The following is a 15,590-nucleotide window of genomic DNA, read 5'->3' as shown; positions in this document are numbered from 1 at the left end:
CATACCTTTAATTGATTGAATTAGTGCTTTCAGTGATTAAAACCACTTGATTTTTTAACCCATTTTAGCTATATTGAACCTTTTAGGAACTGTTTTAGCTCGAAAATGATCAAAAAAATCTCAACACTTCTTTTCTTCACTTTGTTCAGTTTATCTGGACTCTCTCAAAATCAAACCAATAACTGGTATTTTGGCAATGGAGCAGGGTTAAGTTTTAGTACAAATCCTCCGACTCCTTTAACTACCAGCACAATGAGTAGCAATTACTCTTCAGCTACAATGTCAGATGCAAACGGTAATTTATTATTTTACGCGAATGGCCAAAATATTTGGGACAATACCCATGCTATTATGGCAAATGGAAGTGGTTTATTGGGTTGGAATGGCCCTCAAAACTGTATTATTTTAAAACAACCTGGCAATACAAACCTATACTATGTGGTTTATATGCAATGGAACAATTGTTTTAATTGCACCAGTACCATTTATTATTCTGTCGTTGACATGAGTTTAGCGGCAGGTCAAGGATCTGTAACCACAAAGAATGCCACACTGTACACAACCCTAACATCCTCAGCAGGTGTTGGTAGTAAAGTAACTGCAACCAGGCATTGCAACGGGAACGATATTTGGATTCTAATCAAAGAATCTTATTGGAACAGTTCAATTAACACTGGTACCTATACACCAAATTTTCGGGCGTATCTTTTAACATCCACGGGAATTAATACCACTGCAATTGTTTCCCCGGCTTCTACTTATACCGTTTGGAATAATGGAAATTATGACTATTGGGGGAATATTAAATTTTCACCAAATGGTAAAAAATTAGGAGTTGCAAATTATAACAACAATAATATTAATAATATAAACCTCAACCAATCTTTTGAGCTTTATGATTTTGATAATACTACGGGAGTTGTTTCAAATTCGCTTTCTCTTCCAGTTTCCACGGTGGTACTAAATAACAACTGGAACGGTGGCGGTATGGCTTGCGAGTTTTCTCCCGATGGAACAAAATTTTACGGCGCCCGTTATTACTACATAAGCCCTTCTTACACTACAGAATTACTTCAATGGAATTTATGTGCAGGATCACCAACTGCAATTGCCGCAAGCATTTATACCGTATCATTAGCATCAGGCTACTGGGCAACCTCTTTGCAGTTAGCTCGGAATGGTAAAATATACTATCCAGTTTATAACACGACTAACCTTGACGTTATTAATAACCCGAATGCCTTAGGAGCGGCGTGCGGTTTTACTGCCCTTGGGCAAACCACCACTCCAAAAACTTCTTGGTACGGCCTTCCTAATTTTATGTGCAGTTATTTTGTACAGCATCCTACGCCAACCCCATACACTTATACGGTTAGTAACAGCTACGGTTGTCAATCTGCTCTATTTAATTCTTCTTACAACCCTTCCATCACTACAGTTGGGTGTTCCTCGTCTGGTTATTCTCTTACCGGCCTACAATGGAATTTCGGCGATCCGGCTTCGGGTTCGGCAAACACATCAACACTCGTTTCACCTGTTCACGCGTTTACAAATCTTGGTACTTATTCTGTAAATCTTATTTTATATTATAGTTGTGGTGGCGGTACTGATACAATAAAACAAGTGGTTAATATTAATCAACCTTGTATTTCTGTTACGAGCACCTCTATTACCTGTGCTAACCTTGGCTCCGCAACTGTAGTTGCTACAGGTGGCGTAGGCCCGTTTTCTTACACCTGGATGCCTTCTGCTCAAGCAAATTCAGTGGCTACTGGTCTAAGTCCTGGCACATACACGCTTACTGTGTTTGACTTTGGAAACAATTATACTTACACCGCTACCACCTTATTTACCTCACTTATTCCACTCACAGGGACTTTAAATTATGCTGGCAGTGTTACTTGCAACGGAGCAAATACAGCCACCGCCAATGTTACTAATATTGGTGGAGGATCAGGTTCTGTAAATTATTTGTGGACAAGTCTCACCACCACCTACACTAGTCCCACACCTTCTTTGAGTGCCGGGATCTGGTCTATTTCCGTCACTGACGCTCTTACTGGTTGCGACATTAATCAATCGTTTTACATCAGTCAACCACCTCCTTTAAATTTAGTTCTTTCCTCCTCGAGTCCTACCACTTGCGCTGGAACCAGCGTTACTTTGAGTGGTGTTAACTCAGGTGGAACTCCTTATTTACTTGGTAGTGGTTATACATATACTTGGACAGGCAGCGTGATAAACAACACCAGAACCGTTAGTCAGGCTGTTGCAGGAACACCTGTTTACACTTTGAGTAGCAGAGATTCTTTAAACTGTCTTGTCAGCCAAACCATTTCTGTCGATTTTATTCAAAACCCTGTTCTCTCGGTAAGTAACGTTTCTATTTGTCCATTGCAAACAGGCACTCTTACAGCTAACGGGGCAAGCTCATATACTTGGAACGGAACCGCTATTGGTAATAGCTTTGCTGATAATCCCAATGTAACCCAGCAATACTCTGTTGTTGGAAGTGCTTTGGGTTGTACTTCTATTGCCACGGCAAGCATTATTTTAAAGCCAGTTCCTTTTGCTTTAATGAGTAGTAACAGTCCTATTTGTAACGGACAAAATTTAAGTCTGTTTGCCAATGGTGGGCAATCTTATTTTTGGAACGGACCGGTAGGTTATTCTTCATCACAACAGTATCCAATTATTGCAGGAGCTATTCCTAACAATAGTGGCGTGTACAATCTAACGGTAACTGCCGCTAACAGTTGTACAGCCAGCACTTCCAACACGGTTGTGGTGAATCCAACACCTACTCTGTCTGCTTTTGGAAGTACGGTATGTGTTACCCAGACACTGAACCTATTTTCAAATTCTTTTGTAGGCGCTTCTTATTTTTGGGTAGGACCTAATTCCTACACGTCTAATATTCAAAACCCTTCGGTTGCTAATCCATCTGTAATTGCTTCTGGTATTTACACCGTAAAAGCAACTTCAGCGGTGGGTTGCACCAATACCGCTACAGCCGATGTAACGGTAACCGCTGTGCCAATTCCTACCATCACGAGTAATAGTCCTAAATGTTTTGGTACTGATTTAAATCTTAATGGTAGTGGTGGAACTTCCTACTCTTGGACTGGACCTGTCGGATTTAGTTCCGCATTTCAGAATACAAGTATTTATGGTGTCATAGTAAGTAATGGCGGCGTGTATACGCTGCAGGTTACAACGGGGCCTTGTATAAATACTGCAACCCATGTTGTGGTGATTAATCCTTTACCAAGTTTTAGTTTAAGTAGTAACTCGCACGTGTGTGAGACAGAAAAATTATTTTTGAATGCAACTGCGGTTAGTAATGCTGTTTCTTATTTATGGCAACCTTCATCGGTAATGAGTTTTACTGGTAGTCAGTCTCAAAACATCGTACGAGATTCTGCCAAGGTTCATTTTTCAGGAGTTTATAGTTTAAGTGTTATTGATGCAAACTCTTGTCAAAACTCTGCAACACTGGCCGTAAATATTTATACAAACCCTATTTTAAGTCCGGTAAGTACAACGGTCTGTCTTAATAACGAAGCAACCCTTAAAGTAAGTGGAGCTAGTACTTATACATGGACCGGACCGGGTTTTTATTATTCTAATCAAGCTATTACTTTAATTAAAAATGCCACAAGCGTTGCTCCTTCCATTTACACCGTTATTGGTGGTGCAGCGAATTCCTGTACTTCTACTACCACTGCTAGTATTAGCACCACCCCACTACCAACTCCTTGGCTGAGTGTTTACCCAGCTACAAAAGTGTGTTTAAATAAAGAAATATCTCTGGAAGGTTTTGGTGGCAGTTCTTACGAGTGGAAAGGCCCAAGCAATTTTAATCATAATCAAAAGGTGTTTACGTTTACTTTAAGCAGCCCCTCTTATGTGGGCAGTTATACCTTAATTGCTACTGATGCTTTGGGCTGTAGTAATTCTACTCAAACCAGTATTTCTTTTGATCCTTTGCCAGATGGCACATTACTTGGAACTACCATGGATGCTTGTGTTCCGTTTAGTTCTGATTTTTCTTATTTCTCTAGTTCTACCACAACCAATATTGCTACCCAGTGGCAAATAAACAATGAGTCTGTTATTCAAGGCAAAAATTTCTCGCGTCCTTTTACTGTTGCTGGAGATTATATTATTCGCGGTACTTTTATTGATACCATTAGCACTTGTGCTAACACGGCAAGTTTTGTGGTGCATGCCAGAGAAATTCCGGTAGCTGATTTTGTTACCTCTCCCGAAAGACCTGTGGAGGGCATCGACGAGGTATATTTCACAAACAAATCTTCAGGATTAGAACTCAGTGAATGGAACTGGTATTTTATTAATGATAAGGGTAAGATTTCAAAACAAGAAAACACCTCTTATTTCTTTAAGAATGCAGGAATTTACCCTGTGGCTCTGCTCATTAAAAACAAATGGGGCTGCGCTGATACCATTGTAAAGGCTATTAAAATTGAAACCGATTTTAATGTGTATGTGCCTAATGCTTTTACACCGAATAATGATAATACTAATCCTACCTTTTTACCGGTTTGTACTGGAATTAAATTCTACGAGTTAAATGTGTTTAACCGTTGGGGAAATAAAGTGTTTCAAACCTTTGAACTAAATAAGGGCTGGGACGGCACTTTTAACGGCGAGCCCTGCAAAGACGATGTGTACGTGTGGCAAATTAAAGTATCAAGCCTCGGTGGTGAAATGAAAATCCTTGATGGGCATGTGACACTGTTTAGGTAAACAATCTTTATTTCAATATCTCCTTATTCTTTACAAAACAATTGTTCTGAAAGTAAGATTTATCCTTGGTTTTAAAATGAGTTTTGTTGGTGGTAGTCTGTGTAACCAATGACTTTGCGTTTCGTCCGTCATTACTAATAAACTACCATTTTCTAAAATCAAACTAACTTTCTCTTTATTCTCTTTGTGTTTGAATGAAAATTTGCGCTCGGCACCTAAACTCAGCGAGGCAATCGCTCCGTTTTTTTTAAGATCCCTTTCTCCGTCGCTATGCCAAGCCATTCCTTCGTCACCGTTGTGATAAAGATTAAGCAGACAAGAATTAAAAGTTTCTCCCGTTTTTTCTTCAATCAATTTTTTTAATTCTAAAAGTTCATTAGTCCAAGGAAGAGCTTTTTTGGTAGTATTTGAATAGGTGTAGTCGAAATCAGTATCGCCATACCAAGCCACTTTTCGTTTAGTCACTATCAATTTACCAAAAATAACAGCCTCATCATTCTTCCATTGAATGGTGTTTAATAAATTTTCGAAATAATAGTTGGCTTCTCTAACGGAAATTAATTTTCCATGATAATTTACCATTCCATCTTTGGGCAGAAGATTAATAGTTGGATCAAACTCTTTGTCAAATAATTCCATCATACTTTAATTTCAAGAATCTACTTTAGCGCTTTCCCAAGCAATAATGGCAGACTTACGCGTATTTCCCCACATATAACCACCTAAGTTTCCGCTACCTTGAATGACTCGATGACAAGGAATCAGAAACGCCACAGGGTTAGATCCAGTAGCCGTGCCAACAGCCCTTGAAGCTTTTGGTTTTTCAATCTCGTTTGCAATGACACCATAACTTGACAACTGACCTTGTGGAATCTTTAAAAGGGTTTGCCATACTTTAAGTTGAAAATCTGTTCCTCTTAAATGTAATTTCACTTGGTCCAATTTTGCCCAATCGTTCGTAAAAACACAAAGCGCATTTTGCTGAAATAAATCTATCCTTTTTCTATAAGTAGCATTTGGAAAATGTTTTTTCAATTCAGAAATCGAAATAAGTTCATCCTCCGAAAAAGCCATATAACAAATTCCTTTTTCTGTTGATGCAACCAAAATATTCCCAAATGGACTTTTTGCAAAACTGTAATTTATAGCTAAATCTTTTCCGCCATTTTTATATTCGGCAGGCGTCATACCTTCAATAGTGATAAATAAGTCATGCAAGCGACTTGTTCCTGAAAGTCCGGTTTCGTGTGCCGTGTCAAAAAGTGACGCTTGATGTCCCTTTAAAAGTTTTTTAGCGTGTTCAATACTAATGTATTGAAGGAATTTCTTCGGACTCGTCCCGGCCCAATCAGTAAATAGTCGTTGGAAATGATACGGACTTAAATTAATTTGTTCTGCGATCTCATCCAAGCTGGGTTGCGACTTAAAATTATCTTTTATAAAATTTATGGCTTCAGCGATTCGGCAATAATTGATATTATCTTGAGAACTCATTTCAATAATTTATTTACAAATATCGCTAATCTTAATAGCGTTAAAAATCTGATACTTGCTAATGTCATAACTTGCACCAAAAATTTTATGGCTTAGATCGACCGATGAACCTCTGTTTACCCAGCAAAAAACCTATTGCTTTTATAACATTCTCGTTAATACTTTTGTCTGTTTTTAGAAACGATAAATATTTTATGATTTCTTTTTGCAAAGAAGGTCTTAATCCATCAAACACAGCTTTAGCTTCTTTGTTTTCTTTTAGGGCCTTTGTGAATTTTGGATGCGGCTTAATAGTTCTATCTGTGGAATCAAATTCTATCATTACCTCAATAAATTCGCCAATTCTTTTTGGGGAATTTTTGAGCATACTTGCATTGATGTATAATCGCCAAACTCCCTTTAATCTTACCAAAGATTGTACATAAGCTACCCTATTTATTTTGCCCTTAATAGGTATAGGTCCTTTATCCTTCCCAGCCTTTTTAAATATTTTTACCAAAATTTTATCTGGTATGAGTACAAAAGGATTTATACCAGCAAGTTCAATTTCAGCTTTAAATTTATCTACCACATTCTTAGATAGGTTAAAATACCACAATTTGATTCCAAAGTGCTAGCAAACTAAACAAACAACCTTTTACTATTTTATTTTCGCCTTAGTTTGAATTATTTCCTTGTATCATTTTTTTTATAAGAGAAATCTGCCCTAAATGATAATAACTGTGCTCAATAACTACTTCTACGTTTCGTTGATAGGTTCCATACTTTTCTTCAACAAAAATCTTGTTTAAGTCTTTATCAGATAATTTTTCTACACGATCCGCAAACTTCTCAGCATTAAACAAAAATTCGTTAACTAGTTTATTCCAATCTTTTTCCGATTGAATTTGAGGAAGATCAAAACTAAATTTGTCGCTAATTTCAAGTTTCCCACCATTCAGTACCGGTAACAATCCCTGCAAGTAATAGTTTATGTGAAAAGTAAGTGCGGCAATGGTATTTAAACTTTCAATTTTTTGAGTGGCTTGTTGCCAATTTATACTTAATAATTGTTCTTTGTAATTGGTGTTAGCAATCCACTTGCCGTTCAAATAGACTTCGCGAAGTCTGTCAGCAATAAATTGGCCTTTAGTCATTGTGAATATTTTTTAATTCTCACTAACCGCATCCACCCATTAGCGAATGCACAAAAAACAATTATATCAAAATCTTAAAAAGGCGGCTCGTTAAAATCTTCTATATCGTTGCGTTTAATGATATCAGAACTTGGACTATCTTCAATCCTATCCCAATTTTTTGAAGCTACCGTTTTCGTTCCAGTATTTAAAAACTCATCGTTTTGTTGCAGTGCTCCTGGATTATTTTGATTGTAAATAATATCCTGTCCTTCGGTATAATCTAAATCGGCAAACTTCGCATATTGACCAATGAAACGCAGTTTAACTGTTTCCAAAGATCCATGTCTATTCTTCGCAATAATTACTTCGGCTCGTCCACGCGTTGGCTCGTTGTTTTCATCCACCTCTAAACCATAATACTCTGGTCTGTATATAAACATTACCATATCGGCATCTTGTTCGATGGCTCCAGATTCACGTAAATCACTTAATTGCGGACGCTTACTTCCACCGGGTCTGTTTTCTACCTGACGACTTAACTGCGATAAAGCAATGATTGGAATCTCTAATTCTTTCGCTAAACTTTTTAACCCACGTGAAATTTGAGAAATCTCCTGTTCACGGTTTCCTTTACCGTCAGGACCGCCACTCATTAATTGTAGGTAGTCAATAATAATTAACTCTACTTTTTGATTTTCTTTTAAACGACGAGCCTTAGCACGTAATTCAAAAATAGAAAGAGCGGGTGTATCATCAATAAATAAAGGGGCTACAGCCAGCTTCTTAATACGTTCATTTAATTGAACAAATTCATGGTTATCTAAATTTCCTTTTAAAATTTTATCCTGAGAAATTTCGGTTTCACTCGAAATCAAACGTTTTACCAATTGCAAACTGCTCATCTCTAAACTAAAAATAGCAACTGGTTTATTAAATTCAACCGCAGCATTTTTTGCCATTGATACTACAAACGCAGTCTTACCCATACCTGGCCTTGCAGCAAGAATTAGTAAATCTGACTTTTGCCAACCGCCTGTAATTCTATCCATAGCAGTAAAGCCACTTGGAACACCTAAGAGTCCGTCTTTTTGATTAGCCGCACTTTCAATTTCAGTAATGGCTTTTGCAATAAGCGTACTCATTTTATCGTGCTGTTTACGCACGTTAGAATCTAAAATCTCAAAAATATTTTTTGTTGTTTCATCCAATAATTCAAACACATCGGTACTGTCTTCGTAGGCAACTTTAATAGTTTCAGTGCTTAAACGAATAAGTTCGCGTTGTAAATATTTTTGCGCAACAATTCTAGCGTGAAATTCAATGTTTGCAGAAGATGCGATACGGTTGGTTAGAGCTGATACGTAATAAGAACCTCCTACAATTTCGAGTTCGCCTGTACGTTTTAATTCTTGTGTTACGGTTAAAATATCTACAGGCTCAGAGCGGTTAAACAAAGTAATCATGGCTGCGAACACACGGCCGTTTTGTTCTTTATAAAATGCCTCGGGGCTTAAAATATCAATTACCGTGCTTAAGGCTTCCCTTTCAAGTAACATGGCACCAAGAACAGCCTCCTCAAGTTCGACAGCCTGAGGGGGTAGTTTTCCAATTTCATTCGTACTTTGAGGACTTGAAGTTAAAATGCGTTTGCGTGTTTTATTTTGATTGTCTTGATTCATAAACTTGTGTGGAGGGCAAAAGTGCAAAAAAATGATTCATAATAAATTTACAAAAGTCTCAGTCTTATTCATAAGTTGTGCATAAATATAATCTCTATGTTATAGCCCATTGTTATTAGGCTTTAAGACTTCATAACGTTGTTAATAAGATAAAAAGTCAATTTTGAACAAGAGCTATGTTAGGTAAATGTTAATTGTTTAATAGGATTCATTTTCAATTAATTAAAGAATTGTAGAGAAATTCGTGTTTGAATAGTAATTAATTTTAGTATCTAGTTTTATGCGTGTTTTGTTTGCCGACTCTAATCATCCCGTTCTTCATGAAACTTTAATTGCTGCAGGTATTTCTTGTGATCTTTTTTGGGAAAAATCCACAGAAGAGTTAATAACCCTTTTACGTCAATATGATGGACTCGTTATAAGAAGTCGTTTTAAAATCACTAAAGAAATTCTCGATACCTGTAAACAGCTTAAATGTATTGGTAGAGTCGGTGCTGGTATGGAAAACATTGATGTGCCTTATGCTGAAACAAAGAATATAAAATGTTTATGCGTTCCAGAAGGCAACAGAGATGCCGTTGGTGAACATGCGCTGGGCATGTTACTCATGTTGATGAACAATTTAAAAAAAGCCGATGCAGAAGTGAGAGAAGGTATTTGGTTGCGTGCAGAAAATCGCGGTTTCGAAATAAAAGAAAAAACTGTTGGTATAATAGGTTATGGAAATATGGGCTCGGCATTTGCAAAAAAACTTTCTGGTTTTGAATGTAAAATTTTAGCCTACGACAAATACAAAAAAAACTTCGGGGATACTTACGTCCAAGAATCGTCTCTGTACAAAGTGTTTGAAGAAAGCGATATTCTTAGTATTCATCTTCCATTAACAGAAGAAACTCATTATATAATAGATAAGTCATTTATTGAAAAGTTTAAAAAGAAAATTTATTTTATAAATACAGCCCGCGGAAAGTGCGTCAATACTGATCACCTGGTAGAGTCTATTAAAATTGGCAAAATAAAAGGGGCTTGTTTGGATGTATTAGAGTATGAAAAAACATCTTTTGAAGGCATGAATACTTCTGAAATACCAGCTGCAATGCATTATCTTATAAATTCCAATAAAGTCGTTTTAAGTCCACACATTGCTGGCTGGACACACGAAAGCAATTACAAAATGAGTAAAGGTATTGCCGAGAAAATGATTGCTGTTTTAAATCTTAAAAATTGAGTGTGTAGGTAGGGCTAGTAACTGTATTCGATTTATTCCCTTTTGAATCAATTACAAGACCCCTTAAGTAAATAATCTTAATCGAATCACCGGTTCTGTATTGTCGCATGGGAACATAGATATTACCCTTAATTGATTTGCCCTTATAATAACCGTCATCGGGTTGTTTTACAAAAGCTGTAATTCTTAAAGTGTCTAAAGTAATTGGGTCCTTAGTAAAATCAAATTTTTTAGTGGCAGTATTAAAAAAGAAAGGTGTGAAAATAACATTTGGTCCATTACTATTGTCATCAAGAAAAATATCTCCATCTCCATCCTCATATTTTAAAGACATAACAGCTGTATCTGATCCGGTAAACTCAGATTTTTGCAGATGCAATAAATCTTCGAATTCAATTACAGGAACTGGATTTTCTGTTTTTGGTTTTACGCAAGAAAAAGAAAATAGACCAATCAAAAATATTATGGTAATAAAACGTGTCATTCTAAAATCAATATATAAATTTACGCATTAAATAGGTTCAAAATAAAGCTGCTTGTTAAAAAACGAAAATACCATCTTCGATATTGCCTCAGAAGAGCAGTTTTTAGCCGAAGCTTTGTCTATTTTTCAATTTCAATACCAAAACAATCTCATTTACAAGAAATGGACCGATCTTATAAAGACAAATCCTGATACGGTTAATGCTTTAGATAAAATTCCATTTCTACCCATTGAATTTTTTAAAAAATTTGAAGTCGTTTCTTCACCAATAAATTCAAAAACTGTTAGTTTTACCAGCAGCTCAACAACATCGCAGGTTCCAGCGACACACTATGTAAACTCAGTGGACTTATACAAAAAAAGCTTTCTAAAAACATTTGAATTGTTTTATGGAGACCCAAAAGAGTATTGCATACTGGCACTGCTTCCAAATTACTTGCAAAGAAGTGGCTCGTCTTTGGTATACATGTGCAAGGAACTAATTGGGCTTTCAACCCACCCATTCAGTGGATTTTTTCTGGATAACATTACAGATTTAATTTCAAAAATAAATCGGCTCAAAAACACCAATCAAAAGATTATCTTAATTGGCGTTTCCTATGCACTAATGGATCTTTGTAGTCACAACCTTCAGTTAACTGATAGTTTTATCGTGATGGAGACAGGTGGAATGAAAGGCGCACGCAAAGAAATGTTGAAACCTGAATTACACGCTTTTTTAAAAAAAGGATTTAAGGGAAACACTATTCATAGTGAATACGGCATGACCGAATTATTGAGTCAAGCCTATAGTAAAAAAAACGGCTTGTTCGAAGCTCCACCCTGGATGCGATTCTATACACGCGAAGTAGATGACCCTTTAAAATTAAGAACTGATCACAAAACCGGTGGTATTAACGTGATTGATCTTGCAAACATTTATTCTTGCTCGTTTATCGCCACAAAAGATTTAGGTAGAGTGAATGAAGATGGCGCCTTGGAGTTAATGGGGCGATACGACCATAGCGACGTTCGCGGTTGTAACTTAATGATGGGGGATTTTTAAATTTACTTAAAGAAATTAATCGCTTTGTCGGCCCGCCAGCAGAAACATTACCGCCATTCGCACAGCAACGCCGTTTTCTACTTGTTCTAAAATAATGGATTGTTTGCTATCAGCAACATCACTGGTAATTTCAACCCCACGGTTAATTGGTCCTGGATGCATCACAACTATTTTTTTTGAAAGACTATCGAGAAGTTCTTTATCCAAACCATACATCATTGTGTATTCACGCAATGAAGGGAAATATTTGATATCCTGACGTTCTAGCTGAATGCGCAACATGTTTGCTACGTCGCACCACTCAAGTGCCTTTTTAAGATTTGGCTCTACCTCCACTCCAAGTGAGGTGATGAATTTTGGGATAAGCGTTAAAGGACCGCACACTTTTACAATGGCTCCTAATTTTTGTAGGCAAAATATGTTTGAAAGCGCCACTCTGGAATGAAGAATATCTCCAACAATTACAACCTTTTTCCCCTTTAGATTTCCCAATTTTTCTTGCATTGAAAAGGCGTCTAATAAGGCTTGTGTTGGATGCTCATGAGCGCCATCGCCAGCATTAATTATTTTCGCGTTTACCTTTTTTGCCAAAAACATAGCAGCTCCTGGACTTGCGTGACGCATAATTATCATATCCACTTTCATGGCTAGAATATTATTTACAGTATCCACAAGCGTTTCACCCTTCTTTACCGAAGAATTAGATGCTGAAAAATTAATTACGTCAGCACTTAAGCGCTTTTGCGCAAGTTCAAAAGATAATCGGGTACGTGTAGAGTTTTCGAAGAATAAGTTTGCAACGGTAAGGTCGCGTAAAGAAGGAACTTTTTTAATAGGGCGGTTAATTACTTCTTTGAAATTTTGAGCAGTGCTTAATATTAATTCAATGTCGTTTTTGTTGAGCTGTTTTATTCCGAGGAGGTGATTGACGCTTAAATTACTCATTTATGTTTTTTGATTCCGCTAGCGGAAGAATTTCAAAAGCTAAAAGTAACTTTTATATTTTAATTATGGAACTATTTTTTATCCTAATTCAAAAAATTCAAACTTACTGCTCAGATAAGGCTCTTAACTGAGCTTTCGCTTCCTGTAATTTACCTCAACGTTTCGCTTCTCTCAGGGAATTAATTAGATCTTGTACATACTTTTCCAAAAACAATAAACGAGTGCCATACCAACTAAACATTTCACCATCGACAATTAAAATCTTAGAATTTGGTAATAATTTTTTTAACTCATCTACATGTATCTCTTTAAAACGAAAAGGTTCACTCGACAAAAAACACAAATCAGGATTTATTCTTTTTAAAGCTGTTTCATCCAACTCTGGGTATCTTTCGTAATAACTCAAGGCATTTTCCAATCCTAAATAATTTAATACATGATCGATAAACGTATTTTTTGCAGCAAACATATAAGGTTTGTTCCAAATAAAATAAGCTACTTTTTGAGTTTTTAAAATTGCCTGAATTCTTAAAAACGACATTTTTAATTCATTCACCACCTGCATTGTTTCAGGTTCTTTATTTAAAAGAATCCCCAAACCCTCCATCATTTTAAAAGCATCCTGAAAGGTGTAAATATCACTCATCCAAACAGGAAATTCCTTTTGTAATTCTTCAATTTGAAATTGGTCATTTTCTTCTTTGTTTCCGATAATCAAATCAGGCTTTAGTTCTCTTATTTTTTTAAGATTCAACTTTTTAGTTCCCCCCACTCTTGCTTTACTTACACGCATTTCTTTGGGATGAATACAAAACTTAGTAATACCAACCAACTCGTCTCTTAATCCAATATCCCATAGAAACTCTGATTGCGAAGGTACTACTGAAATAATTCGCAATGGCTTTTTGGCTAGTTGAATAACATTTCCGAGTTGATCTTTGTAGTTGAGCATCGTCAGTAAAAATAATTCTTTCTAAGCAATTATCTCCTAACTCTATCTATATTTGCTGCGATTTTGACAAAAGCCTTTAAAGGACATATAGCCTTATTTGTAGCGCAAATTATCTATGCGCTTAATTATTCTATTGCTAAAGGACTCATGCCTAATTTTGTCAGTCCCGTTGCTTTAGTATTTATGCGGATTCTTGGAGCCGGCCTTTTGTTTTGGGTTCTTTCACTTTTTGTAAAAACGCAAAAGGTTGAAAAAAAAGACATGAAACGAATGGCTTTGTTGGCTTTGTTTGGTGTTGTAATTAATCAACTGTTTTTTATTTATGGTTTAAGTATTACCACTCCAATAAACTCTTCCATTATCATGATTTCTAATCCGATTTTGGTTTTTATTTTCACTTTGTTTCTCTTAAAAGAACGTATTACATTAATTAAGTTAAGTGGCTTAAGCCTTGCTGTTATTGGTGCTTTAATAATTCTCAGTTATCGGGGTAATTTCGAAATTGGTAGCGATACAATTGTTGGAGATATTATGACTTTGATAAACTCGACGTCCTGGGCAATTTTCACTGTAATGGTTAAACCCATTATGATGAAGTATAATACAGCTACGGCCATGCGCTGGATGTTTCTATTTGGAAGTTTATACATTTTACCAATTGGCTTTACAGAAACACTGCATACTAATTGGGAAGGATTTACGAGTCATGCTATTTTTGCTCTTTGCTTTGTGGTTATTGCAACTACTTTTTTCGCCTATTTTCTTAACATATACGGCTTACAAGAACTCAGTCCAAATACCGTTAGCGCTTATATTTATCTTCAACCTTTCTTTGCATCTTTATTTGCTGTAATGATGGGACAAGATAAATTAAGTCCGACCAAGTTATTATCAGGAATTTTGATAATTTTAGGCTTGTTTCTTATAAATAGAAAACCAAAAAAAATTAAAGCATGATAAAATCAATGACCGGCTTTGGAAAAGCTACCGCAGAATACGGAGACAAAACTGTAACCGTTGAAATACGAGCTCTAAATAGCAAAGGCGCTGATATTAGTTTACGACTATCATCCGGACTAAGAAATTACGAATTAGAATTACGTAATGATTTATCAAAACAATTAGAACGCGGTAAAATTGACTTGAGTATTTTCGTAGAGTCAAATACAGTTGAAGCTCCAATTGAAATAAACACAACGTTAGCGAAAGCTTATCATGTACAATTAAAAAAGTTAGCGCTTGAACTACAAGAACCTTTAGAAGACAGCATTCAACACATTTTAAAATTTCCAGATGTTTTGAAAGGTGAACGCAAAGAAACGGATGAAAATGAATGGAACGTTATTAAAGCATGTGTGAATGATGCAATCAAGCAATTAAACGCTTTCAGAGATACGGAAGGGAAATCACTCCAAAAAGATTTTGAAGACCGTTTGGGTAAAATTGGAATTCATTTAGAAGAAATTAAAAAGCTCGACTTACACCGCATTACTGCTATTAAAGATAGAATTCGTAATAATTTAGCCGATGTAATTGGTAAAGAAAAAATTGATGAAAATAGATTCGAACAAGAGTTAATCTATTACATTGAGAAGTTAGACATTAACGAAGAAAAAGTACGCTTAAAAACACATTTAGATTATTTTATAGACACCTGTAAAGAAAATTCTCCAGGCAGGAAATTAAATTTTATCAGTCAGGAAATTGGTCGCGAAATTAATACTATTGGTTCTAAAGCCAACGATGCTCCCATGCAAAAATTCGTAGTACTTATGAAGGATGAATTGGAAAAAATCAAAGAACAAGCAAGTAATGTTTTGTAAATAAATCGCTAGGCCATTCTATTTTAGATTAATTATAGGTTTACTCGTCTAT

The 15,590-nt window shown here is 36.0% G+C and carries 13 protein-coding genes; 5 read left to right on the top strand and 8 right to left on the bottom strand.

Annotation, left to right across the window (positions count from 1 at the left end; all coding sequences use genetic code 11):
• Positions 1–105: 105 nt before the first annotated feature.
• Positions 106–4,770, top strand: a complete 4,665-nt coding sequence (locus tag P2086_RS09980; protein WP_317896593.1) for a T9SS type B sorting domain-containing protein — start codon at positions 106–108, stop codon at positions 4,768–4,770.
• Between the two features lie 30 nt (positions 4,771–4,800).
• On the opposite strand, the gene P2086_RS09975 is transcribed toward P2086_RS09980, so the two are convergent.
• The 5 genes from P2086_RS09975 to dnaB all read right to left on the bottom strand — a co-directional run bounded on the left by P2086_RS09975 (position 4,801) and on the right by dnaB (position 9,061).
• Positions 4,801–5,412, bottom strand: coding sequence for an alpha-ketoglutarate-dependent dioxygenase AlkB family protein (locus tag P2086_RS09975; RefSeq protein WP_317896592.1), 612 nt, complete (start codon positions 5,410–5,412; stop codon positions 4,801–4,803).
• Positions 5,413–5,421: 9 nt separating this feature from the next.
• Positions 5,422–6,264, bottom strand: coding sequence for a bifunctional helix-turn-helix domain-containing protein/methylated-DNA--[protein]-cysteine S-methyltransferase (locus P2086_RS09970; RefSeq protein WP_317896591.1), 843 nt, complete (start codon positions 6,262–6,264; stop codon positions 5,422–5,424).
• An 85-nt stretch (positions 6,265–6,349) separates the two neighbouring features.
• Positions 6,350–6,835, bottom strand: a complete 486-nt coding sequence (locus P2086_RS09965) for a YdeI/OmpD-associated family protein (RefSeq protein ID WP_317896590.1) — start codon at positions 6,833–6,835, stop codon at positions 6,350–6,352.
• 85 nt (positions 6,836–6,920) lie between these two features.
• The gene (locus tag P2086_RS09960; RefSeq protein WP_317896589.1) at positions 6,921–7,400 is read right to left on the bottom strand and encodes a DinB family protein; all 480 of its coding nucleotides are present in this window, start codon (positions 7,398–7,400) and stop codon (positions 6,921–6,923) included.
• Between the two features lie 74 nt (positions 7,401–7,474).
• On the bottom strand, positions 7,475–9,061 hold the full coding sequence (gene dnaB / locus P2086_RS09955; RefSeq protein WP_317896588.1) for a replicative DNA helicase: 1,587 nt from the start codon (positions 9,059–9,061) through the stop codon (positions 7,475–7,477).
• Positions 9,062–9,341: 280 nt separating this feature from the next.
• Between dnaB and P2086_RS09950 the strand changes: the two genes are divergently transcribed.
• Positions 9,342–10,289 (top strand): NAD(P)-dependent oxidoreductase, encoded by a 948-nt coding sequence (locus P2086_RS09950; RefSeq protein ID WP_317896587.1) that lies wholly within the window; start codon positions 9,342–9,344, stop codon positions 10,287–10,289.
• Here P2086_RS09950 and P2086_RS09945 read toward each other — a convergent pair.
• On the bottom strand, positions 10,279–10,773 hold the full coding sequence (locus tag P2086_RS09945; RefSeq protein WP_317896586.1) for a hypothetical protein: 495 nt from the start codon (positions 10,771–10,773) through the stop codon (positions 10,279–10,281). The genes P2086_RS09950 and P2086_RS09945 overlap by 11 nt on opposite strands.
• Positions 10,774–10,825: 52 nt before the next feature.
• Between P2086_RS09945 and P2086_RS09940 the strand changes: the two genes are divergently transcribed.
• Positions 10,826–11,818 (top strand): LuxE/PaaK family acyltransferase, encoded by a 993-nt coding sequence (locus P2086_RS09940; RefSeq protein ID WP_317896585.1) that lies wholly within the window; start codon positions 10,826–10,828, stop codon positions 11,816–11,818.
• A 15-nt stretch (positions 11,819–11,833) separates the two neighbouring features.
• Here the strand turns inward: P2086_RS09940 and P2086_RS09935 are convergent, their stop codons facing one another.
• The gene (locus P2086_RS09935) at positions 11,834–12,763 is read right to left on the bottom strand and encodes an aspartate carbamoyltransferase catalytic subunit (protein WP_317896584.1); all 930 of its coding nucleotides are present in this window, start codon (positions 12,761–12,763) and stop codon (positions 11,834–11,836) included.
• A 154-nt stretch (positions 12,764–12,917) separates the two neighbouring features.
• Complete coding sequence (locus P2086_RS09930; RefSeq protein ID WP_317896583.1) at positions 12,918–13,715, bottom strand: ABC transporter substrate-binding protein; 798 nt, start codon at positions 13,713–13,715, stop codon at positions 12,918–12,920.
• Positions 13,716–13,778: 63 nt separating this feature from the next.
• On the opposite strand from P2086_RS09930, the gene P2086_RS09925 reads away from it, so the two are divergent.
• Positions 13,779–14,672, top strand: coding sequence for a DMT family transporter (locus P2086_RS09925; RefSeq protein WP_317896582.1), 894 nt, complete (start codon positions 13,779–13,781; stop codon positions 14,670–14,672).
• Positions 14,669–15,538, top strand: a complete 870-nt coding sequence (locus tag P2086_RS09920; protein ID WP_317896581.1) for a YicC/YloC family endoribonuclease — start codon at positions 14,669–14,671, stop codon at positions 15,536–15,538. Before P2086_RS09925 ends, P2086_RS09920 begins: the two co-directional genes overlap by 4 nt.
• The last annotated feature ends 52 nt before the right edge of the window (positions 15,539–15,590 follow it).

The sequence above is a fragment of the Aurantibacillus circumpalustris genome (genome assembly GCF_029625215.1).
Lineage (GTDB): Bacteria > Bacteroidota > Bacteroidia > B-17B0 > Aurantibacillaceae > Aurantibacillus > Aurantibacillus circumpalustris.
This window is presented reverse-complemented; position numbering and strand designations above follow the sequence as displayed.

Coding starts and splice junctions, on each gene's coding strand:
- P2086_RS09975 (WP_317896592.1), bottom strand. CDS start 5,412: ATGATGGAATTATTTGACAAAGAGTTTGATCCAACTATTAATCTTCTG.
- dnaB (WP_317896588.1), bottom strand. CDS start 9,061: ATGAATCAAGACAATCAAAATAAAACACGCAAACGCATTTTAACTTCA.
- P2086_RS09960 (WP_317896589.1), bottom strand. CDS start 7,400: ATGACTAAAGGCCAATTTATTGCTGACAGACTTCGCGAAGTCTATTTG.
- P2086_RS09930 (WP_317896583.1), bottom strand. CDS start 13,715: ATGCTCAACTACAAAGATCAACTCGGAAATGTTATTCAACTAGCCAAA.
- P2086_RS09950 (WP_317896587.1), top strand. CDS start 9,342: ATGCGTGTTTTGTTTGCCGACTCTAATCATCCCGTTCTTCATGAAACT.
- P2086_RS09980 (WP_317896593.1), top strand. CDS start 106: ATGATCAAAAAAATCTCAACACTTCTTTTCTTCACTTTGTTCAGTTTA.
- P2086_RS09920 (WP_317896581.1), top strand. CDS start 14,669: ATGATAAAATCAATGACCGGCTTTGGAAAAGCTACCGCAGAATACGGA.
- P2086_RS09935 (WP_317896584.1), bottom strand. CDS start 12,763: ATGAGTAATTTAAGCGTCAATCACCTCCTCGGAATAAAACAGCTCAAC.
- P2086_RS09945 (WP_317896586.1), bottom strand. CDS start 10,773: ATGACACGTTTTATTACCATAATATTTTTGATTGGTCTATTTTCTTTT.
- P2086_RS09970 (WP_317896591.1), bottom strand. CDS start 6,264: ATGAGTTCTCAAGATAATATCAATTATTGCCGAATCGCTGAAGCCATA.